Origin of the sequence: Paenibacillus sp. 2RAB27, from assembly GCF_052115445.1 — a bacterium.
GTDB lineage: Bacteria > Bacillota > Bacilli > Paenibacillales > NBRC-103111 > Paenibacillus_E.
Map to the genome: position 1 here is coordinate 194,375 of NZ_JBFRGR010000011.1, position 22,308 is coordinate 216,682.

Here is a 22,308-nt window from a genome sequence, read left to right on the forward strand (position 1 = left end):
GTTGTCAAAAACAATACAGTTATGTTATGGTGTAACCAAATACAGAGAAAAGTTCCGGATATGGAATGGGAGTATAGGAGAAACTCATAAGATGACAAACAAGAACAATCAGCATGTCGTTCGACTAGCGCTGCTGCTCGGTTTATTTTCGACACTTGGCCCTTTTACCATTGATATGTATTTACCGGCCTTTCCACAGATTGTAGAGAAATTCGGTACAACAGCATCCCTCGTACAGCTTAGCCTGACCGCCTGTTTACTCGGACTTGGTGTTGGCCAAGTGGTTATGGGCTCACTCAGTGACGTCTACGGCAGGCGCAAACCGCTGCTCATTTCCATGGCTCTCTATGTTGTGGCATCCATAGCTTGCGCGATCGCACCGAGTATATGGCTGCTGATCTTTGCACGACTTGTGCAGGGGTTTGTTGCGTCAGCGGGCATTGTCATTTCTCGGGCAATTGCACGTGACATGTTTAGCGGCCACGAACTCACCAAATTTTTCTCATTGCTCTTACTTGTCGGAAACTTAGGCCCACTTGTGGCGCCTGTAGCCGGAAGCGGTTTTCTATCGCTAACAAGCTGGGTTGGCGTCTTCGTTGCATTAGCGTTCCTGGGGATGTTCCTCCTTGCCATGACCAAATGGAGTCTCAAAGAAACGCTGCCTATGGAGCGCCGCAGTCCTAGTAATTTTGCTCAGCAACTGCGCAATTATGGATCGCTTTTGCGCGACCGCTCATTCACGGGTTATATGCTTGCGCAGGGGGTCATGATCGCGGGGGTATTCGCTTACGTCTCGGGCACACCATTTATTTATCAAAATATTTATGGGGTTTCCCCTACGGTATTTGCATTGTTATTCGGTTCCAATGGAATTACCTTGATTATCGGTTCTCAGTTGGTCGGTCGGATGGCTCATCGTGTGTCGGAGCAATTCTTCTTGTTGCTCGGTTTATATATGGCTGGAGCAGCCAGCATTGCCGTCTTGCTAGTGGGAATATTCCATGGGCCGTTATATGCACTCGTGATCCCGCTTGTGTTCTTTGTAGCGTCGATCGGTATTACATCGACAGCAGCTTTTCCGCTTGCGATGGAGAGCCAGGGACATATGGCAGGCAGCGCGGCCGCGTTAATGGGTGTCGTACCCTTTTTACTCGGAGCGGTCGTTTCTCCGCTAGTTGGGATTGCTGGGGAACACACGGCGGTTCCGCTGGGTGTCATTATTTTAACAACAAGCGCTGCAGCGATGCTGTCTTACTTCCTTTTAGTGAAAAAAGGGTCGAAAGAAACGGCTTGAGGAAGTCACTAACACAATTGTACGTTTGTTTTGGAATGCTCGGGATAATCTCGGGCATTTTTTATTTGCACGAGAGAATTTATAAGTTTGAGGGACAAATAGATGGATTTTCTACAGTTACATTTTTGGATTTCTCGATCTAGCGCTGAATAGATGGATAACCTACAGCTAATTTAATCCATTTTACGCGATCGGAACAAAAAAGGCATTTTTAACTACATGTTTTACAGTTATATCGATTTTTTGAGCAAATTTCGTTTGAATAGCTACATATTTTCCAGTTAATAGAAGAAAAGTTGGCCTTGCAGAAATCGCTTCTGCATGCGGGTTTGGGGATGCCTCGTATCTTAGTCACCAATTCCTCAAGAGGTTTGGCGTCAATCCTGGAAAGCATAGAGAGCAGGCCTTCAAAGGAGACAGTCGTATTATCACACACAATAGTAAGCAAGTCGGCCCAACCATCATTGAGATGGTTGGGCTCTTTTTTTTGCGAATTGTCGGAAAAGTATAAAGGAATGCCAAATAATCTAAATACATGAAAGTGTTCATCAGTCAAAATAAGGATAAGCATGAATGACATTGTTGATTGTAGAGGGAGGAAATCGGTTGAAACGTGTAATGGCTTTTCATCGCAAACAGATTCGACAAGCTTGGGCGTATATGCTGCTGTTATGTATGACAGTTTCATTATTGCCTGCTGCATCTGTATCCGCAGCAACGGGTGATCCATTGCCTGTGTTTCGGGAGGATTTTAATGATGGACTTGCAGACGGATGGACAACGTATGGATCCGAGAATGCAGGGAACAGAGGGTCTTGGACAGTCAATGCATCGAAACAGTATAGAACGACGGGTTCACCAGGTTCCAAGACGGTATTTCAAACTACTAATTTTAAAGATTTCGTTTATGAAGCGGATCTCCAAGTATCTGGTATCAACTCAGATCAATCGGGATTATTATTTCGAGTCACTTCGCCGACTGGTGACGTGGCTGATGGGTATAATGGCTATTTCGCTGCACTGCGTGTGGACAAAAAGCTTATGCTCTCCAGAGTTGTTGGTGCAGRCGGCAACGAATATAAGGAATTGACAAGTGTCTCCTATCCTTATAGTAGTGGTCATATGAAAGTTGTCGCGGTAGGCAATCACATTCAAGTGTTTATCGATGATATGATTACGCCGAAGATTGACTTTGTTGATAATGACGGCAAACAAATTACTTCCTCTGGTTCTATTGGTCTTCGAACATGGTGGGGGACTACGAACTTTGATAATCTCGAGGTCAAAGAGTATGCGTCGTCGGAGACAGCTGCTCCAGTGTTCGATATACCTGCTGGTGTTTACAACAGCGAACAGCATGTTGCGCTCACAACGCCAACCGCAGGGGCAACGATCCGATATACGCTTGATGGCACACTGCCGAATGCATCTTCTCCCATCTATACTTCACCAATCGTGGTGACATCCGATGTGATCATCAAAGCTTACGCGGAAAAAGCAGGCGAAATGGTGTCGAATGTGGTGACATCCTCTTATATTATTGCGGAATGTACACCAGCATTCACCGATGACTTTAACGATGGCGATGCGCAAGGCTGGACGAATTATTTGGGCCAACCTGTCCAAACGACATGGTCTGTAACGCAAAGCGTTTATAATTATGTGGCTACTAATCCTAGAGGGGCAAAGTCCGTCGTGGAAGGGGTTTATCAAGACTTTGTTTTTGAAGTTGATATGAACCCGCAGGATGCAGTATCTTCCAATAGCGGTGTGGTTTTCCGAACATCGGCGCCAGCTGATGGTGTGGATAAAATAAATGCGTACTACGCCGGCATGAATGCTGCCGGGAAGCTTCAAATCGGTAAGATGAGCGCTGCGGGAACGAATGGCGCATGGACAGAAATTGCCTCAACAGTTGTAAGCGGCGTCAAGCCGAATGACTACAATCATCTGAAAGTGATTGCAATCGGAACTCATTTTTACATATATGTGAATGAGATGTTAGCTTACGATTTTACAGATGCAACCTACTCGGTGGGCACAGTTGGGCTACGAGCATGGAATGAGAATCTACAAGTTTCTTATGACAATGTTTCATTAAAGCAGTTAACTCCTGTGGTACTGCCTGTGGCAGCACCGGTTATTAATCCGAATTCGGGTTCATTCCCAAGTTCGCAAATCGTCACCATATCGAGCCCGACAGTCGGTGCCGACATTCACTACACGACCGACGGCAGCACGCCTACAGCGGCGTCACCTCTCTATAACGGTCCAATCACTTTGACAGCCACATCGACGGTGAAAGCTATGGCAACTAAATATGGCATGCTTGACTCCGCGGTTCAGAGTGCGACGTTCACGCTAGTCAGCCATACTTTTTTGGATGATTTTAACGATGACAATGCGACTGGTTGGACGACCTATGAAGGAACATGGAATGTTGCAAGCAAGGCTTATCAAATAACGGATAAAGGCCCTGGCTTTAAATCAGTTGCAACGGGTACTTCTTTCGATAACTTTGAATATGAGGCTGACATTATGTTGAAAAACGGCGTGAATAACGATAATGCAGGCTTAATTTTCCGAGTTACGAATCCGAGCAATGGCGGAGATAACATGAAAGGTTATTACGCGGGACTAACTTCAAATGGACGTGTGCAGTTAGGAAGACTGAATAACAATTGGAAAGAACTCGCATCCATAATATATCCAGTCACGCAAAATACAGTCTATCGCATGAAGGTGAAAGCGGTAGGCAGCCATATCGATATCTATATCAATGGCGAGCATATCGTAAGTGCGGTAGATACGACCTATACAACTGGGGCGATCGGTGTCAGAGCTCATTACGTTGCCACAAGCTATGACAATATTAGTGTCAAAGACTTAGGCGAAGTTCAGATGCCGACGTACGACTGGTCTTGGGTACAAGGCGCAGTTTTCGTACCAACGAATGTTGTGAATCAGATTCAGCAATGGAACGAATATGATCATGAGATTAACGATCGTGAATTGGGCTATGCGCAAATGTATGGCATCAACTTTGTACGGATATTCGTACATAACTTGCTATGGGAAAACGATAGCGCGAGATTGTTAGCCAATCTGGAAGATTTCTTGCAACTTGCCGACAAACATGGCATCAAAGTGGAACTTGCCTTTTTCGATGATTGTTGGAATGACAATCCGGTCATGGGGCCACAATTAGCTCCACTTTACGGTGCGCATAACAGCCGTTGGGTAGAAGGTCCTGGGGATGCAGTTAAATCCAACTATGCAGCGAATAAAGATGCATTGAAAGCGTATGTGCAGGGAATTGTCAATGCGCATAAAAATGATTCGCGGATTGCTTTCTGGAACATTTATAATGAGCCGAGCAATGGCGAGAGTGGACTTATGGATCAAATCACGAAGCAGATCATGAATGATGCACGTATTTGGATCAAAGAAATCGACACCAACCATCCGGTATCCTCAACAGGTGGACAATTTAGCGGCGATGCTACGTCAGACTTCATCACTTGGCATCCGTATGAGTCCGATTACCCGACACCTTACGGGGTCAGCAAGGGAATTCTTGCGGATGAAGCGATGAATAGATCGACGCAAACGGTTCCAGGTATGGTGGAACATTACGGTCAGAAAGAGATCGGTTTCGTTATGTGGGAATTCGGTATCGGTCGGGATAACACACGCTTCCCTTGGGGATCGGATACGAATCCATTAACTTCGGAGCCGTCGATGCCATTCCATGGAATTACGTATCCGGATGGTCATCCGTGGGATGTGAACGACATTAAAGCATTAACAGGAACAGCTTTCGATACGCTGCCTGTATTTAACGTAAGCTACTTCAAGGACGAGAACTTTACAACATTAGCTAAAACATCGTTCACACCGAAGATTGATTTCGATCTTGGAAATGAGAAGGGAACAGGTTCGCCAGACCCAACTGTAGGCATTGGAGAGGATCATTTCTCTACGCGCTGGATGGGAACGGTGCAACCGACGAATTCTGGGGCACATACGATTTACGTGGATAGCGATAATGTCGCGAAAGTGTGGATTGGCGAGACATTGGTCGTCAATAAAACAAGCAGCACAAGAGAGGAAACAACCGGTACGATCGCACTAACGGCTGGAGAAAAATATCCAGTGAAAGTGGAATATGTTCACGCAACKGGAGATGCCAGTTTACATGTCAAATGGTCACATACACAGCTAACCAAACAAGCAGTAACCCCTATTTTTGCAGGAAAAAGTGTAGATGCTGTTTCCTTAAATGCGCAAGCGTTGACTGTAAAAGTGGATGAAACGAAAAAGCTGACGGCAACCATTTCACCTGCGGATGCGTCCAACCAGCTTCTTACGTGGAGTTCCAGCCACTCTGGTACCGTGCAAGTGGATACGAGCGGTAACGTGAAAGGAATCAACAAAGGAACTGCTACGATTACAGTCACGGCGGCTGGTGGAAAAACAGCTTCTGCTGTAATCACGGTGACGGATAGCGGCAAATTCAAAAATCCGATCGTACCTGTCTCAAGTGGAGCTGGTTCGGCAGATCCGAGCGTTGTTTTCAAAGATGGTTACTATTATTATGTGAAATCGGAAAATGATGCTGCGATTCAAGTCGTGAAAGCGAAACGTCTTCAGGATATTGGAATCGAGCCTCGTGTTACGGTCTACACACCGCCTAGCGGACAAATGTATTCCAAAGGTTTATGGGCACCAGAGATTCAGAACATTAATGGCAAATGGTACATTTATTTTGCAGCGGATGACGGCAATAACAATAATCACCGCATGTATGTGCTCGAAAGCGATACGAATGATGCGCAAGGCAGCTATACATTGAAAGGTAAAATTGCCGATGCCTCAGACAAGTGGGCCATTGATGGTACTGTGTTAGTAAAAAATGATAATTCCATGTATTTCGTATGGTCTGGTTGGGAAGGCGATACGAATGTGAGTCAAAAGATTTACATTGCGCCGATGAGCAATCCATGGACGATCAGTGGACCTCGCGTGCTATTATCTTCACCTGATCAAGCTTGGGAGCTTGATGGTACGCCGACGATCAATGAAGGTCCAGAAATTTTGATGAAGAATGATAAAATCTTTATCGTATATTCGGCAAGCGGCAGTTGGACTGATAATTACAATTTAGGCATGCTGACGAATAACGATGGTAATGTCCTTAATCCAGCTTCGTGGACGAAAACGGGTTCCGTATTCAGCAAATCCGCGGGAGCATTCGGTCCTGGACATAACTCATTTACGAAGTCGCCGGATGGTTTGGAGGATTGGATTGTCTATCATGCTGATCTTAAATCTGGCGGAAGCTGGGCGAATCGTTCCGTTCGTGCACAGAAGTTCACTTGGAATCCGGATGGCACGCCAAACTTCGGCACACCGGTCGCTTATGGGGCATTGATTCAGGAGCCATCAGGCACACCTTCGATCTCTATGTACAGCTATGAAGCAGAGGATGCAATTCTTGGAGGAACTGTGAGAATTAACAATTCTGACGAAGCTTCTGGCGGCAAAGTGGCAGGTCATGTGGACACAGCTGGAAGCGACTATATCCTATTTCATGTAAACGTTGAAAAAGCGGGGACTTACCAAATGACGGTCATGGCTGCAAATGGAACCGGAGGAGCGGTTATTGCTCAGCAAGATGTTTCCGTTAACGATGGAGCCAATCAAGTCATTGATTACAAACAATTCGGATGGGGACGTTATAATCCATCTGTCATTACGATAACGTTGAATCAAGGTTTGAATACGATCAAGTTAACGAAAAAGACGAATTTTGCCGAGATCGACAGGCTTATTCTGGAGCTTCAACAGCCATCGGGTCCACCTGTCTATCATACGGACATCAACGGAAGTGCTGGTGTTACAATCGGCGATTTAGCCATGGTAGCGGCTTCTTATGGTAAGCAGCAAGGCGATGCAGATTGGGATGCAGATGCAGTGAAAGCAGATATTAATAAGGATAACAAAGTAGATATCGAAGATCTTTCCATTGTTGCTAGTGAAATCATGCAATAAGGATATAGGTAAGGGAGGAAGCATATCGACATGACATTTCATAAATGGTTTGTAAGTTGTCTAATGTTAATTACCACGACAAGTGCTGTACTACCTAGTGCATTTGCGGCAACCGAAACAGCAACACCGTCTTACACACTTACAATTTCAAACCCAAGTCCTTCCCAAGGGGAGAAGGTAGAAGTGGTCATCAAGGGTCATGAGTTGAAGGATTTGTATGCGTATGAATTGAATGTGGACTTTGATCCAGCACTTCTAACTTTGAAGACCGCTACGACGCAAATCCCGGGTTTCTCGGTTCCTTATGTCGTGAAGGATAACCACATACAACTGGCACATACGCGGGTTGGGAAAGTGGATGGAGATAGTGGCGATCAAACGTTGTATACCTTGGTGTTCGAGGCAATTGGTCAAGGAAAGGCTGAAATGTCGCTAAGTAAAGTGAAATCGGTCGATTCCCACCTTGCTAGTACCAATCAGCAGCCAGATGCCAAAGCTGAATTCCGAATCGACAGCTCGCTGCCTTTTGATGATTTAGGTGACTTCAGCTGGGCGGAAGATGCGATAGCCTACTTAGCAGGCAAAGGTGTTGTAAATGGTACTGGCGATCGTGTATTTAGCCCAGAACTTCTTGTTTCGCGTGCAGACTATGTTGTACTTCTGATGAGAGCGCTAAATCTGAAGGGAGCTGCGGGAGCACAATTCGGAGATGTCGAACAGGGGAAATACTACGAGGAAGCCATCAACACAGCCAGAGATCTGGGGATCGTCCAAGGAGATGAGAACAATTTCTTCCATCCACAAGCATCCGTAACCAGAGAAGACATGATGGTACTTACCGAGCGGGCTTTGGCTAAAGTTACGAAACTAGCGAGTCAACAAGACGCAGCGGCCTTGCAACCATTCAACGATGTCTCGGATATCTCAGATTATGCGTTAAACAGTGTATCCACCTTGGTCAAATTAGGGCTCGTTCACGGTTACGKGGATGGCATTCACCCGAAAGATTCAACAAATCGTGGGCAAGCAGCGATGCTGATCTATAACATATTGAAGAAGCCAGACTTATTGCCAAAGAAGTAGTACACAGAAGACCTTCAGGGTAAGTGCCCTGAGGGTCTTTTTTCGGGGGAGGGAAGCGCACTCCAAGCTTAACAGGGCGTGATGCTGGAGATCTATTGGTTGCGAGTGGGTGGTTTTCCAATTAAATGTAAAATGTACAGTTAATTCTTCAGATTCCCCTTTAAATTGGTAAATAGATGGAAAAAATACATCTAATTTGATCCAGATTGGCCGTCTGGTAGATTTTAGCTTAAATTAACTGCAGGAAATCCATCTATTACTCCCAGATGGAGATAATCAGCAAAAATAACGACATAAAATCCATCTAATTTGTTTGGAGCGGTGGCGGGGGGAGGTTGTTTGCAGCAAGTAGAGGTATAAGTAGAGGTAGAAGTAGAAGCAGAAGTAGAAGCAGAAGCAGAAGCAGAAGCAGAAGTAGAAGTAGAAGTAGAAGTAGAAGTAGAAGTAGAAGTAGAAGTAGAAGTAGAAGTAGAAGTAGAGGTAAAGGTAAAGGTAAAGGTAAAGGTAAAGGTAAAGGTAGAGGTAGAGGTAGAGGTAGAGGTAGAGGTAGAGGTAGAGGTAGAGGTATAAGTAGCGGTAGAAGTTGTGGCTGAAGTAAAGGAAGAAATTTGAACAAAAGTGCGGGATATTACAAATCTAAATTTGGATAAATATGCTAAGTTTAAGTCAAGCGTTAAGTATGGGAAAAGGAGGAATTAGGTAGGCAAGTGTAGGAGTCCAATCGGTTGTTTTACTAACATGTAGCGATAGCAATGAATTCGAGAACGTAGGAGGAGCAACAAATGAAAAAAGCAGTCATCGGCATACTCATGGCCTGCATTCTGGTCACAGGCACAGTAAACGTACCATTGAACGTTCGTGCAGCAGATCCAACTTCGGATGGTCATGGATTGATGGGAGATTTCTATAAATGTGAAAAAAATCCGAATGATCGTCAAGATATTACAGTGTTTAACTTCGATGATTTCCGAGGAGAAAGAGCTGTTGCTAATCTAAATGGGGACTCGTTTACAAGTATTTTCAACCAATTGTCGGGTACACCCGATTATAATACAGCCCGGTTTACAGGCACCATTGTCCCTAATTATTCCGAGGATTACACATTCCATATGGTTGGCGATGATGGTTTCCGATTATGGATTAACGGCGAAAAGATTATTGATTTCTGGCAACAAACATGGGATAACCCGCAAGACAGTGTTGCCATTTCGTTAGAAGCAGGGAAGCATTATGATATCAAGGTTGAATATCTGCAAGGCTGGGGCGGCTCCTGGCTGCGCATGGAGTGGGAAAGCGCAAGTCAACGTAGAGAAGTCGTGCCTGAATCAGCACTGTATCTGCCATCTGAACATGTCCTCGTCACGAAAAAAGAAGATTTGACTGCTGAAATTCAAAAGATGGATTACTTAGCGGACAATTTCGCAAATAAAGTCACCTCAGACGAACTAAACAACCTTCACACCCAGAAGGTAACTGCCCAGACAACGCTAAACACCATTGATTCCCAAGCATTAAATGATGATGAAAAGGTGGCGCGTCTCTCGCAAGCGATCCAAAACGTGTCGGTTGCCAGATCCGATTTTATGAAAGAAATGGGCGTCACAAGCAGGGCGGTATTTAACAAGTTTAACAACCCGCTTTATCAAGGGCAGGACCCTTTCGTCACGTATCACGATGGGTATTATTATTTCGTATCCTCAAGCAACTTGGACTCCAATAATAAAGTGTATGTGTCCAAATCGCGCACACTGACCGATCAAGGTGAAAAGGTGCTTGTATTTGATTCAATGGGGACGCAAACGCGTATATTTGCACCCGAAATCTTCTTCTTTAATGGAAAATGGTACATCTATTACTGTGCGGATCGGCAGGATTACGGCTATCAACATATGGCAACGGTATTGGAATCTACCACTTCAGATCCGCAAGGCCCATTCATAGATAAAGGGGCTATTTATGCCGGTGAGAATGGCGTCTATAAGCAAGCGAATGACTTTACAGTCTTTGAGCATCAGGGACAATTATATGCGGTTTGGGGGACGTTAGGTGCAGGTGAACCGATTGGGCCCGCTATTGCTCCAATGGATAATCCGTATACGATTTCAGTAGATCGCTCCTTCTTGCCAGGCGGAGGCGGGGAAGGTCCGCGTGTGTTACAAAAAGACGGTAAAGTATTTATCACCATGTCAGAAGGTGACTACGCGTCCAATGGCTATCGGTTGTCCTATTTTATGAATACCGATGGAAATATATTAAATCCGAGTTCTTGGTCGCGCACGAATGATGTTTTCGTAGCAACGAGTGAAATATCGGGCCCTGCTAGAGCTGGATTTGTGAAATCCGCTGACGGCACGGAAGATTGGATGATCTATCATTCACGAGTGTATAAAGATACAGGTCGCAATTGGTGGCGTGAAGTGAATATTAAGAAATTTGATTGGAATCCAGATGGTACACCTAACTTTGGCCAGCCCGTTTCACCGAATGAATGGCAAGACCTGCCTTCTGGAGATCTCGGTCAAGGGGATATGTATCAAGCTGAAAATGCGGTTCTTTACGGTGATATTACCCCGGACAATACGCATACCAATTATCAAGGAACAGGTTATATTCATTTGCCAACAACATCTGGAGCTGAAGCTAGCTTCGTCGTACAGGCCCATGAAGCCGGTGATTATATCGTTGGTACACGTTATGCCTATGGTGAACAAGTGAATGGGGAATCCACGAATAACCCGACAACGCAATTGCCAGGCAGAGCCAAAATCAATGTTTATGTGAATGGTGTATTTGCTAAATCTATTTTCCCTGATAAAACTGCCATTAATTGGAATGAATGGTTTACCGATTCGCAGCGTTTGCGTCTGCAAGCAGGTAAAAACGTCATCAGTTATCGCATTGATAACAGTTCCATTGGTAATGTGAATTTGGACTATTTGACGATGTATAAGGCAGATGTACCGAATGTCATCGATACGAGCGAAGTAGCGGGAAAATTGTCAGGTACGACGGCCGTTCCAGCTGGCCAACAATTCGAGATGACATATGGCTTGACGCATGTGCCGAGTAGAGCAGAGGATGCGGTTTATGCTCAGGATCTCCTCATTAACTATGATGGGGATAAGCTTGATCTTGAATCGGCCGTATCCAAGAAGGAAGGTCTCGTTGTACTTGGCTTTAAAAAGGTTGCCACAGGGCAAGCACATATCTTGCTTGCAAGTCTTGGCGCAGCGAATACTGTAACCACAGATGGCGATTTGCTAACGCTACATTGGAAAGCGCTAAGGGCAACAGACAATGCGAGCATCTCAATCTCTCCAGCGCGAATTGCCAATGCAAAGGGCGTGGAGACGTTAATGGCACCGGTCTCGTTCAACGTGCAAGTGACAGGCGGGGGAACTCCAAACTCGCCGGATGTTAACTCAGATGGCAAAGTGAGTATTGGCGATCTTGGCATTCTAGCCTTCAGCTATGGCCTCTCCTCATCCAGTCCGAATTGGGCGCAAGTGCAGAAGTTAGATTTGAACAACGATGGTGTCATTGATATTGTCGATCTGGCAGCCTTAGCAAGAGCAATTATCCAATAACATGGCATAGGTATAGCGCGTTGCAGAGAGGGGCAGATCCATGAGATCTGCCCTTCTTAACATCTATGCCCCACTTTTCAGTGGGTATGACGGAATAGTGCAAAAAATGACTTTTGCGTGTAAAGACGCTTACACCGCAGAAAGCTACAATTACATTGTAAGCATTTAATTAGAGGAGGAAACACAAATGGTGCAAAAAAAGAGATTCATGGGGGCCCTAGTGGCAGCAACGGTTTTAGCAACATTGGTATCCGGATGCGGGACCAAAACAGAAACAACTTCGGCAACGAAAGCGCCTGACACGGCAAAGACAACGGAAGCGACTGCCAAAGCTGGCGACAGCAAGCTAGTGATCGGTTTCTCGCAAATTGGTGCGGAAAGCGGCTGGCGCGGTGCGGAAACACAATCCATTCAAGATACAGCGAAAGCTGATCCGACAATTGACTTAAAGTTCTCCGATGCGCAACAAAAACAAGAGAACCAAATCAAAGCAATCCGTTCATTCATCGCTCAAAAAGTAGATGTCATCGCCATGGCTCCTGTTGTTGAAACAGGTTGGGAAGCTGTTCTAAAAGAAGCAAAAGACGCTAAAATCCCAGTTATTCTAGTTGACCGTGGTATTGATAAGAAAAACGAAGATTTGTACACAAGCTTCATCGGTTCTGACTTCATCACGGAAGGTCAGAATGCAGCTAAAGCGTTGGCTGAACACATGGGAGACAAAGGGAACGTTGTTGAGCTTGAAGGAACAGTTGGCGCGAGCGCAGCAAATGATCGTAAAAAAGGCTTTGATGATGAAATGAAAAAACATCCGAACATTAAAATCGTAAAATCCCAAAGCGGTGATTTTAACCGTGCAACAGGTAAACAAGTCATGGAAGCCATTCTTAAATCGCCAGAAGGTAAAGATATTCAAGGCGTTTACGCACATAACGATGACATGGCGCTAGGTGCGATTCAAGCCATTGAAGAAGCGGGTAAAAAGCCAGGCACAGATGTGAAAATCGTATCCATCGATGGGATTAAAGAAGCGTTCGAAGCGATTAAAGCTGGCAAGCTAAATACCGTTGTGGAATGTAATCCGTTGCTAGGACCACAATTGTATCAAGCGGCGAAAGATTTGAAAGCGGGTAAAACAGTTCCGAAATGGATTAAATCCAATGAAGACGTGTTCTCCGGCCAAAAAGCAATCGATGCGCTTCCAAATCGTAAATACTAATGTTAATGGTTGACAACATACAGGAGTCATAGAGAGAAAACGAAATCAAGAGCGGGTTCGATGCTCTTGATTTCGTTTCATAAATCGATAGAGGAGCGAGTGCCATATGCAAGAACATCCCTTGTTAGTGATGAGCGGAGTCAGTAAATTTTTTCCCGGTGTCAAAGCTTTAACGAATGTGGATTTTCAGCTTCGAAGAGGAGAAATTCATGCATTGATGGGACAAAATGGCGCAGGAAAATCCACCTTGATTAAAGTTTTGACAGGTGTCTATGAGATGGATAAAGGCACAGTTTTCCTTAACGGCCAGAACGTACGCATTAAGTCACCGAAAGATGCGCAAGCACTGGGGATTAGCACGGTGTATCAAGAAGTGAATCTATGTCCCAACATCTCCGTAGCGGAGAACTTATTTATCGGTCGACAGCCTCGCAAAAAGGGAGGGGCCATTGATTGGGGTGTTATGAATCGCAAATCGGAGGAACTGCTGGCGCGACTGAGCATTCTAATCGATGTAACCAAACCGTTGGCCGAATTCTCCATCGCACTCCAACAAATGATTGCCATTGCACGTGCGGTCGATATTTCATCGGGATTGCTTATTCTAGATGAACCGACATCGAGTCTTGATCAACAGGAGGTCAAAGAGCTATTTCGAATCATGCGAAAGCTGAGAGATGAAGGAATGGCGATCGTCTTCGTCACCCATTTTATGGACCAAGTGTATGAGGTATCTGATCGAATTACCGTTCTTCGAAATGGTGAACTTGTTGGGGAATATCCAACAGAAGAACTTCCTAGAATGCAGTTGATTTCCAAAATGATTGGCAGAGAGTGGAAAGTAGAAGAGAACAAGAGCAAAGTGGCTGGCATGAAGAAAAACGAAGTATGGGTTTCGGTGAAGCAACTGGGCCGCAAGGGCTCTATCAATCCATTCGATTTAACGTTGTATAAAGGAGAAATTTTGGGACTCGCTGGGCTGCTCGGCTCTGGGCGAACAGAGATGGCTAAGCTGATTTTTGGTATCGATAAGGCGGATGAGGGARCATTATCCATCGGCAGTGAACAGATGAGAGCGATGTTTCCTATGAAAGCGATTGAACATGGGTTTGCCTTTTGCCCAGAGGAACGTAAGGTTGAAGGGATTGTCGGTGAGTTGACGGTCCGAGAAAATATAGTTCTCGCTTTGCAAGCCAAACGCGGATTGTTCAAGCCGTTATCCTTGCGTAAACAGCAGGAGATTGCGAACCACTATACGGATCTTCTGCATATTAAAGCGTCCAGTATGGAACAACGCATTGATCAGTTGAGTGGGGGAAATCAACAGAAAGCCATTTTAGCTCGTTGGTTGGCTACGAATCCGAAGCTGCTTATCTTGGATGAACCGACTCGGGGAATCGATATCGGCTCCAAAGCGGAAATTCGCAAATTAATATTGTCGCTCGCAGCGGAAGGCATGACGATTCTGATGATTACATCGGAATGGGAAGAGATTATTGGATGTTGTGATCGTGTCATGGTATTGCGAGATCGCGATATTATCGGCGAATTGACGGGTGAAGATATAACGGAACAACGGATTATGCATATGATTGCAGAAGGAGGGAGCAGAGATGAAGCCATTTAACACCCTATATGAGAATTTGGCACAAAAGAAGTTATTGTGGCCCTCTGTTGGCATTATTTTAATCTTGATCTTCAATGCTTTTTTTACACCGGGCTTTTTCAATATTCGTATGCAAGATGGTCACTTATTTGGGAGTCTCATTGATATTCTGAATCGTGGAACACCGATATTAATTATTGCGCTTGGGATGACGCTTGTCATTGCGATGGAAGGCATTGATATTTCCGTAGGCTCGGTACTAGCCATTTCGGCTTCCTTGGCTGCTTTTCTGATGCAAAAGCACGTTCCGTTTGTCTTCGCTTTAGGAGCAGGTTTAGCTATAGGTGCCCTTTGCGGCTTCTGGAACGGCATACTGGTCGCCAAGCTGAAGATACAACCGATGATCGCAACACTGATTCTGTTGACAGTAGGTCGTGGTATCGCACAGCTCATCTCGAGAGGTCAAATTATTACGATCTCCAACAAAGCCTATCGGTTTGTAGGCGGTGGCTATTTGTTAGGCATACCTTTCTCTGTCGTAATTGCAGCCTTTGTTTTCCTAGCTCTCTATTTGGTCACGCGGAAGACCGCCTTTGGTTTGTTTTTGGAATCGGTTGGCTCCAATCGTGTATCCAGTGAGTTTACGGGGATTCATGCAAGCCGTATCCTGTTGACGGTTTATATTATTTGTGGATTTTGCGCCGGGCTTGCTGGCATCATCGTTTCCTCCAATATCACAGGAGCCGATTCCAACAATGCAGGGCTGTGGTTCGAGCTAGATGCCATACTCGCTGTAGTCATTGGGGGTACCTCAATGCGTGGAGGACGGTTTTACTTAGGAGGCACGGTCTTAGGGGCACTGTTCATTCAAACCATGACGACCACCATCTATACTTTAGGTGTTCCTTCGGAATCTGTGATGGTCGTAAAAGCTGTCGTGATTATTCTAGTAAGCTTGGTTCAATCCGAAGTATTAACTTTGAAATTGAACAGTCTGTTCCATAGAAAAAGCGAAAAGAAGGTGCTTGTTAATGAAACTACGATTTAGAATTACATCGGCTAACATCACCATTCTAGCGACGATTGTTTTATTCCTCTCGCTGTACGCTGCGGGTTCAGCGATGTTTGATAGCTTTTTTTCCATGCAAGTATTTCTGAATTTATTTGTAGATAATGCCTTTCTTATTATTGTAGCAACGGGCATGGCCTTCGTCATTATTACAGGCGGAATTGATTTATCAGTTGCTTCTTTAATTGCTTTAATCAGTGTTATTTCAGCCGTAATGCTGCGAGCAGGTATTCATCCTTTTGTCGTGATGCCGTCTGTGCTGGTGCTTGGTACAGGATTTGGCTGTGTGCAAGGGTATCTGATTTGCCGGTTTAACATCCACCCTTGGATTGTTACGTTAGGCGGTATGTTTTTGGCGCGAGGTACGTGCTTTTTGATAAGTCCTGAAAGTATTGTGATCGATAATTCGATCTATAGCGCCATTTCGAACTACAGAATTCCAATGCCAGGCAGCGGTACTATCTCGGTTGGAGTTGTTATCGCCCTAGTTATGGTAGCAGCAGCCATCTATGTGTCCAAATTCACAGCATTTGGCCGCAATGTGTATGCGATTGGCGGGAATGAACGTTCCGCTGAACTAATGGGTCTGCCCGTTTATGCAACGAAAATGGCTGTTTATACGATCAGTGGCTTTTGCTCCGCATTAAGCGGTATTGTGTTCACCTTCTATATGCTTTCTGGTTATGGTTTGCATTTGATGGGCGGAGAGATGGATGCGATTGCGGCTTGTGTCATTGGCGGTATTTTGCTAACAGGAGGATTCGGTTATTTAGTTGGTCCTATGCTTGGCGTATTAAGCGCAGGCGTTATCCAAACGATTATTATGTTTCAAGKCTCACTTAGTTCGTGGTGGACGAAGATCGTAATCGGATTCCTCCTGTTTGCTTTCATCGCGTTACAGCGTGTCATTGTTGCTCGAAGAGAAAGAAACCGCAATCCAGCCACGAGCAAGAAGTTGAAAAAGCGAATCCAAAATGCCGTTGAGATATGATAGTATAAGAAGAACTAGAAAGAGAGGAAGATACGACAGAGGAGGATCGGGGTGAGTGTACTCATTCGTTACTGGCAGGATCGCAGCATCCGATTTAAGCTGAATAGTATCTTTCTAATTATTATTCTCATTTCGATTCTTGCGTTAAGTTTATGGGGGAGCAGGGCCTACAGCACGTTCTCTGAAAATCAAGCAGATGCGAATACGCTGCAAATGATTCATCAAGTTGAAAGTAATGTCGATCTCTATATCCGTCACCTAGAAGATGTGCTCTCCTATATTAGTGAGGATGCATCTTCCGGTCAGTTTTTGAGAATGGCTACGGTTTCAGGCCCATTAACTGGAGACAATTCACAGATTACGAAAATGATGACGATGTATGCCATGAGAAACAAGGAAGTAACCGGAATCATGCTGGTCAACCAGAAGGGGTCCTATGTGTCTTATGAAATGGATCGGATCACACGGGACTCGCTAACCGAAGAAGACTGGTATCAGGACGCGATTAAAGCACCAGGCGAAACGTTGATCATTAGTAATCCCATTGGACGTAATGTTGCCACCTCACAGAATTACAGTTCCTACGATGTCTTATCGTTAGTACACGCTGTGCAGGATCCGCAAACTCATGAAATCCTAGGTGTCGTTCTGATGGATCTGCGCATGGATATGCTGAAATCGATATTCGAGAATCTCAAACTAGGTAAGTCTGGATTTATGTATATTCTCGATTACCAAGACCAAATTTTGTATGCGCCAACGAACAATATTGTGTATCGGATTCAAAGTGATATGCTGCATAACGGTCAGCAAGGTAGCTTTACGCAAACGATTAAAGATCAGCGGTATCGCATTCTGTATAATGACTCCACTACGAATAATTGGAAGTTTATCGGTGTCATTCCGAATGATGATTATGAGAAGGTTGTTAAGGATATTCAACTGTACACCCTGATTGTAACCATTATTACCTTGGCGCTGGCAGTCTTCTTATCGACGTATTTTACGGGGACGCTCATTCGACCTATACGCAAGTTAATGAGTCTGATGACCAATGTCAAGAATGGGGAATTAAATCAGCGTTTCGTTCCAAAAAGTAAAGACGAGATTGGCCAATTAGGGAACAGCTTCAATCATATGTTGGAAGAAATTAACAATCTAATCAATCTTGTTTATGTGGAACAGAAGAAAAAGCGGGAAGCGGAGCTGCAAGTGCTGCAAGCGCAAATAAAGCCGCATTTCCTCTACAATACGCTGGATACCATTCAATGGATGGCTCAGGAATATGAAGCTGACGATATCATTGAAATTATTGGGGCGCTGACGAATTTATTCCGGATTGGCTTGAATAAAGGCTATGAGTGGATTCCGATTCGAGACGAAGTGAAACACGCAGAAAGCTACATGATTATTCAGATGTCACGTTATATGGATAAGTTGGATATTCAGTTTGACATTTCGGAAGAGCTGTACCGATACTTTGTGCTGAAGCTCATTCTGCAGCCCTTGATTGAAAATGCGATCTATCACGGGATCAAAGCGCGAACAGGGAAAGGTACGATCAGCATTAGTGCAGAGAGGCATTTGGATATGATCTATTTCCGTATTCAGGATGATGGGGCAGGTATTCCGCCAGAGAAATTGGAAGAGCTTAATCAGATTTTACGCGGTGAGAAGCATCGTTCGGATCAGTATGGCATCGGTTTGTTCAACGTGAATGAGCGGATACAGCTCACCTACGGTATGGCTTATGGCCTTCAGATTTTTAGTGAACTTGGCAAAGGGACAACTATTGAAGTGAGGCATCCTTTGATACAAGTTGTTAAAAAAACAGGATGAGGTGACAACGGATGTTGAAACTGATGATTGCAGATGATGAGCCTCGCATTCGCAATGGTCTATGTAAAGCGCTGCCATGGGGAGATATGGGCATACAGGTTGTGGCTGAAGCTGAGAATGGCCAACAAGCTCTTGAAGTAGCTGCTACCGTACGTCCTGATCTCATGTTTGTCGATATTAATATGCCTATTATGGGTGGACTGGAACTTATTGAACGCTTGCAAAATGAGGTTCCTGGATGCTTAGTCATTGTGATATCGGGGCATGATGAGTTTTCTTATGCGCAACAAGCAGTTAGACTGAATGTCTTCGATTATTTATTGAAGCCTGTTCAGAAATCAGAACTTCAAGCCGTTGTAAGCAAAGCAGCAGAGGTTTTAAACAAAGATCGGATTCAGCAAAGATACACACAGTGGATGAATCATAAATTTGAAGACAAAGCCGTGACCATGCGGGAAGATTTTTTGCGCAGTTGGATTACGGAAAGACTAACTCAGGATCAATTTGACGAGGATCATGAGTTCTATCAGCTGAATTTTCAAGGACCTGTCAGTCTACTTCTAGTGAAATCTCTGGGCAAAATGACGATCAATGCACCGGCGAAGACATGGGATCCGCAGCTGCTCGAGTTTGCAATCAAAAATATTTTGACCGAAATGCTTCCTGAGGTTCCGATATCTGCAGTTCTCAGCGTTGAACATGGATTCATTGTTGCGATCTCGCAAGTAAGCGATCTGACGGCTCTGCATGCGAAGTATGAGGAGTTTGAACATTCCGTGCAGCAATATTTGGGTGTCAGCATGCTCCTTACCCATGTTGTCACCGAACAGCTGGAGGAGATTCCTTCGCTTTATCATGAGTTGAAGAACAGCCTCAGCAAAGAAAATACATTGACACCGATTGTAATGATGACGAAGAAATATTTGGAAACCTACTATTACAGAGAAGATCTATCATTGTCTGAGGTTGCCGAGCAGATGAATGTGAATGCGACCTATTTAAGCAAATTGTTAAAACGGGATCTCGGCAAATCATTTATTGATTGTCTAACGGATATCCGAATTAAAAAAGCGATTCAATATTTGAACGACCCCACATCTAAAATGTATGAGATTTCGAGGCGAGTTGGCTATCAATCACAGCATTATTTCAGTCATACGTTCAAAAAAGTGATGGGTGTATCGCCATTGGAATATAGAAGACGTGGGGAATAGACATATGATTGGGAACTCACAGAAGCGTTTAGTTGGATATGGATTTATTGGAGTGATGGCGCTTACGGCCATCATTCTAGCCATTTTTGGCGTTGTTAGTTTAAAGTCGGATAAGGCCGACAAGGATTTCCTGATCGGGATCAGCCAGCCGAACTTGAATGAATCCAGGCAAATTGCCATGTACAATGAAATTCGCAATGAGGCCGAGAAACATAAGAATGTCAGACTTATTTTTACGGATGCCGCTGAAAATAGTGAAAAGCAAATCAATGATGTGCAAAAACTTTTACATTATGGAATTGATCTTCTCATCATCTCTTTAAATGATTCGGAGAAGCTCACGCCTATTGTCAAAGAGGCCTATAAGGATATGCCGGTTATCGTACTTGGCCGAGGCGTCACAGGGTATGATTATTCCATGTTCATTGGCTCTGATAATTTAGCCATAGGTAAGAAGTCGGGTAAGTTGGCTGCTGATTTATTAGGAAGCAAGTTTTCGAAAATTGTTGAGATCAAAGGAGCAATAGGCTCCTCATCCGTGGAGGAAACAAGTCTCGGCTTTCGTGACTATCTGGAGAAGACTCCGGCGCTGCATATTACCAAAGTCATTGATGGCAATTGGCGGCGTGATCAGGCGGAAGATGAGTTGAAACGAACATTAACGGCAGAACCAGATATTAAGCTCGTATTTGCTCACAGTGATGCCATGGCGCTTGGGGCGTATCGTGCTGTCGAGTCCCTCGGATTGCATGATGTGAAAATCATCGGAATTGATGGACTCGAGACGATGAACGGTGGTTACGATCTGGTCAAGCAAGGCACGCTTAGCGGTACGGTAACAAGTCCAACTGGTGGGAAAGAGTCCATTCAGTATGCCCTTGATATTTTGAATCAAGAAAAGGTTATTCCGAAGAAGATTATTTTACGCAGTCATGTGATTACAAATGATAACGCTTACCCTGGTAATGTTGACGGTGACGAAGCTGAGTCTTTGCCAAAAATCATTCCGGGGACTGGAAACACGAAGAAGATGAAGCTTGGCGTTGCCGTTGTTGGCTCCGAAAGCAGTTGGCGTGCAGCGAATACGGAATCGATTATGACCACTGCGGGGAAAGATCCTGCCATTGATTTGCTCATCCAGAATGCAGAAGGAAATCAAGAAAGACAAATAGCCATTATTCGCAACTTTATTAAGTCCAAGGTGGATGTGATCGCATTTACGCCGTTTGTTGAGTCAGGCTGGGATGAAGTTTTGGCTGAGGCCAAAGCTGCAGGTATTCCGATTATATTGACGGATCGTAAGGTGAAAGTCGAGGATGATTCCTTATGGACGACGTTCATAGGGTCTGACTTTGTTGAAGAAGGACGCCGCGCAGCGCGTTGGCTTGTCGAGAATAAGAAAAACGTGAGCGGGGTCACGACAATTGCAGAGTTGCAGGGTACACCGGGGTCAGCTCCCGCGATTGAACGGAGACAAGGCTTTGAGGAAGTGCTTTCTCAGCAAGCCAATTTCAATATTATTGCCTCGGAAGTAGGCGATTTTACGTATGCTAGCGGTCAACAATTGATGTCGAAGATCATTGCTGAAGGTCATGTGCCTCAGTATGTGTTTGCTCATAATGATGATATGGCGCTTGGGGCCATCAAGGCCATTGAACAGGCGGGGATGAAGCCTGGCAAAGATATTGGCGTGATTTCCGTGGATGCCACGAAGCTTGCTTTTCAGGCTATGACCGCTGGTAAGTTGAATATGTCTGTAGAATGCAATCCGCTTTTGGGACCGCAAATTATTAAAGCCGCCAAGGAGCTTGCGGCAGGGAAAGAAATTCCGGTCAATATTATTACTGCCGAGGGAATCTTCGCGCAAGACACAGCCAAGCGGGATGTTACGACACGGAAATACTAAAGAAATTAGGGTAACAAGTCTAGTAAAGGGCGCACGATTGAGCCCATTTACTAGACTTGTTTTTCATTTGTACGCCAGAAAGTATGTTGACCGCCGACATGTGTCTGCCCCAACGCGCATTAAGAATCCGTGTGCGTTGGACGAAAACTTCCACCTAAGTGATGCGGTAAATAAATGGATTTTATACATCTAAATGGACAGGATTTCGGCTGTTAAAGTAAATAGATGGATTTTCTGTTGTTAATTTCAGCCAATCGAGCTCGACGAGTTACTTTTGGCGAAAATAGATGTAGAAAATCAGGCTGTCGAGTAAAGCGCTTTCATGAAACTTTCAATACCCTCCAATTTGCTTTCCACGCATATTTACATGCAATAAAAAAGATCCCCCTTTTGTTTGCGCACTTCGCAAGCTGTCGGGCGATCTTTTTTATGTTTTGTGCTACTGC

At 44.7% G+C, this 22,308-nt stretch carries 11 protein-coding genes; all 11 read left to right on the forward strand.

The window, feature by feature from the left end; all coding sequences use genetic code 11:
• Positions 1 to 91: 91 nt before the first annotated feature.
• The 11 genes from AB4114_RS17515 to AB4114_RS17565 all read left to right on the forward strand — a co-directional run bounded on the left by AB4114_RS17515 (position 92) and on the right by AB4114_RS17565 (position 21,862).
• The gene (locus AB4114_RS17515; protein WP_441989610.1) at positions 92 to 1,294 is read left to right on the forward strand and encodes a multidrug effflux MFS transporter; all 1,203 of its coding nucleotides are present in this window, start codon (positions 92 to 94) and stop codon (positions 1,292 to 1,294) included.
• A gap of 606 nt (positions 1,295 to 1,900) precedes the next feature.
• Positions 1,901 to 7,348 carry a family 43 glycosylhydrolase gene (locus tag AB4114_RS17520; RefSeq protein ID WP_441989611.1) on the forward strand — a complete coding sequence of 1,816 codons (5,448 nt, stop codon included), beginning with the start codon at positions 1,901 to 1,903 and terminating at the stop codon, positions 7,346 to 7,348.
• A gap of 30 nt (positions 7,349 to 7,378) precedes the next feature.
• A complete protein-coding gene (locus AB4114_RS17525; protein ID WP_441989612.1) occupies positions 7,379 to 8,431 on the forward strand; it encodes an S-layer homology domain-containing protein in 1,053 nt (350 codons plus the stop codon).
• Between the two features lie 782 nt (positions 8,432 to 9,213).
• A complete protein-coding gene (locus AB4114_RS17530) occupies positions 9,214 to 12,018 on the forward strand; it encodes a family 43 glycosylhydrolase (RefSeq protein WP_441989613.1) in 2,805 nt (934 codons plus the stop codon).
• Positions 12,019 to 12,205: 187 nt separating this feature from the next.
• Complete coding sequence (locus AB4114_RS17535) at positions 12,206 to 13,237, forward strand: ABC transporter substrate-binding protein (RefSeq protein WP_236286665.1); 1,032 nt, start codon at positions 12,206 to 12,208, stop codon at positions 13,235 to 13,237.
• A 106-nt stretch (positions 13,238 to 13,343) separates the two neighbouring features.
• On the forward strand, positions 13,344 to 14,864 hold the full coding sequence (locus tag AB4114_RS17540) for a sugar ABC transporter ATP-binding protein (protein WP_441989614.1): 1,521 nt from the start codon (positions 13,344 to 13,346) through the stop codon (positions 14,862 to 14,864).
• Complete coding sequence (locus AB4114_RS17545) at positions 14,851 to 15,891, forward strand: ABC transporter permease (protein WP_441989615.1); 1,041 nt, start codon at positions 14,851 to 14,853, stop codon at positions 15,889 to 15,891. Before AB4114_RS17540 ends, AB4114_RS17545 begins: the two co-directional genes overlap by 14 nt.
• Complete coding sequence (gene yjfF / locus AB4114_RS17550) at positions 15,875 to 16,903, forward strand: galactofuranose ABC transporter, permease protein YjfF (RefSeq protein ID WP_441989616.1); 1,029 nt, start codon at positions 15,875 to 15,877, stop codon at positions 16,901 to 16,903. The genes AB4114_RS17545 and yjfF overlap by 17 nt, the downstream gene beginning before the upstream one ends.
• A gap of 51 nt (positions 16,904 to 16,954) precedes the next feature.
• Positions 16,955 to 18,742 carry a cache domain-containing sensor histidine kinase gene (locus AB4114_RS17555; RefSeq protein WP_441989617.1) on the forward strand — a complete coding sequence of 596 codons (1,788 nt, stop codon included), beginning with the start codon at positions 16,955 to 16,957 and terminating at the stop codon, positions 18,740 to 18,742.
• Between the two features lie 11 nt (positions 18,743 to 18,753).
• Positions 18,754 to 19,956, forward strand: a complete 1,203-nt coding sequence (locus AB4114_RS17560; protein ID WP_441989618.1) for a response regulator transcription factor — start codon at positions 18,754 to 18,756, stop codon at positions 19,954 to 19,956.
• A gap of 4 nt (positions 19,957 to 19,960) precedes the next feature.
• The gene (locus AB4114_RS17565) at positions 19,961 to 21,862 is read left to right on the forward strand and encodes a substrate-binding domain-containing protein (protein ID WP_441989619.1); all 1,902 of its coding nucleotides are present in this window, start codon (positions 19,961 to 19,963) and stop codon (positions 21,860 to 21,862) included.
• The last annotated feature ends 446 nt before the right edge of the window (positions 21,863 to 22,308 follow it).

Coding starts and splice junctions, on each gene's coding strand:
- AB4114_RS17530 (WP_441989613.1), top strand. CDS start 9,214: ATGAAAAAAGCAGTCATCGGCATACTCATGGCCTGCATTCTGGTCACA.
- AB4114_RS17535 (WP_236286665.1), top strand. CDS start 12,206: ATGGTGCAAAAAAAGAGATTCATGGGGGCCCTAGTGGCAGCAACGGTT.
- AB4114_RS17565 (WP_441989619.1), top strand. CDS start 19,961: ATGATTGGGAACTCACAGAAGCGTTTAGTTGGATATGGATTTATTGGA.
- AB4114_RS17560 (WP_441989618.1), top strand. CDS start 18,754: ATGTTGAAACTGATGATTGCAGATGATGAGCCTCGCATTCGCAATGGT.
- AB4114_RS17545 (WP_441989615.1), top strand. CDS start 14,851: ATGAAGCCATTTAACACCCTATATGAGAATTTGGCACAAAAGAAGTTA.
- AB4114_RS17515 (WP_441989610.1), top strand. CDS start 92: ATGACAAACAAGAACAATCAGCATGTCGTTCGACTAGCGCTGCTGCTC.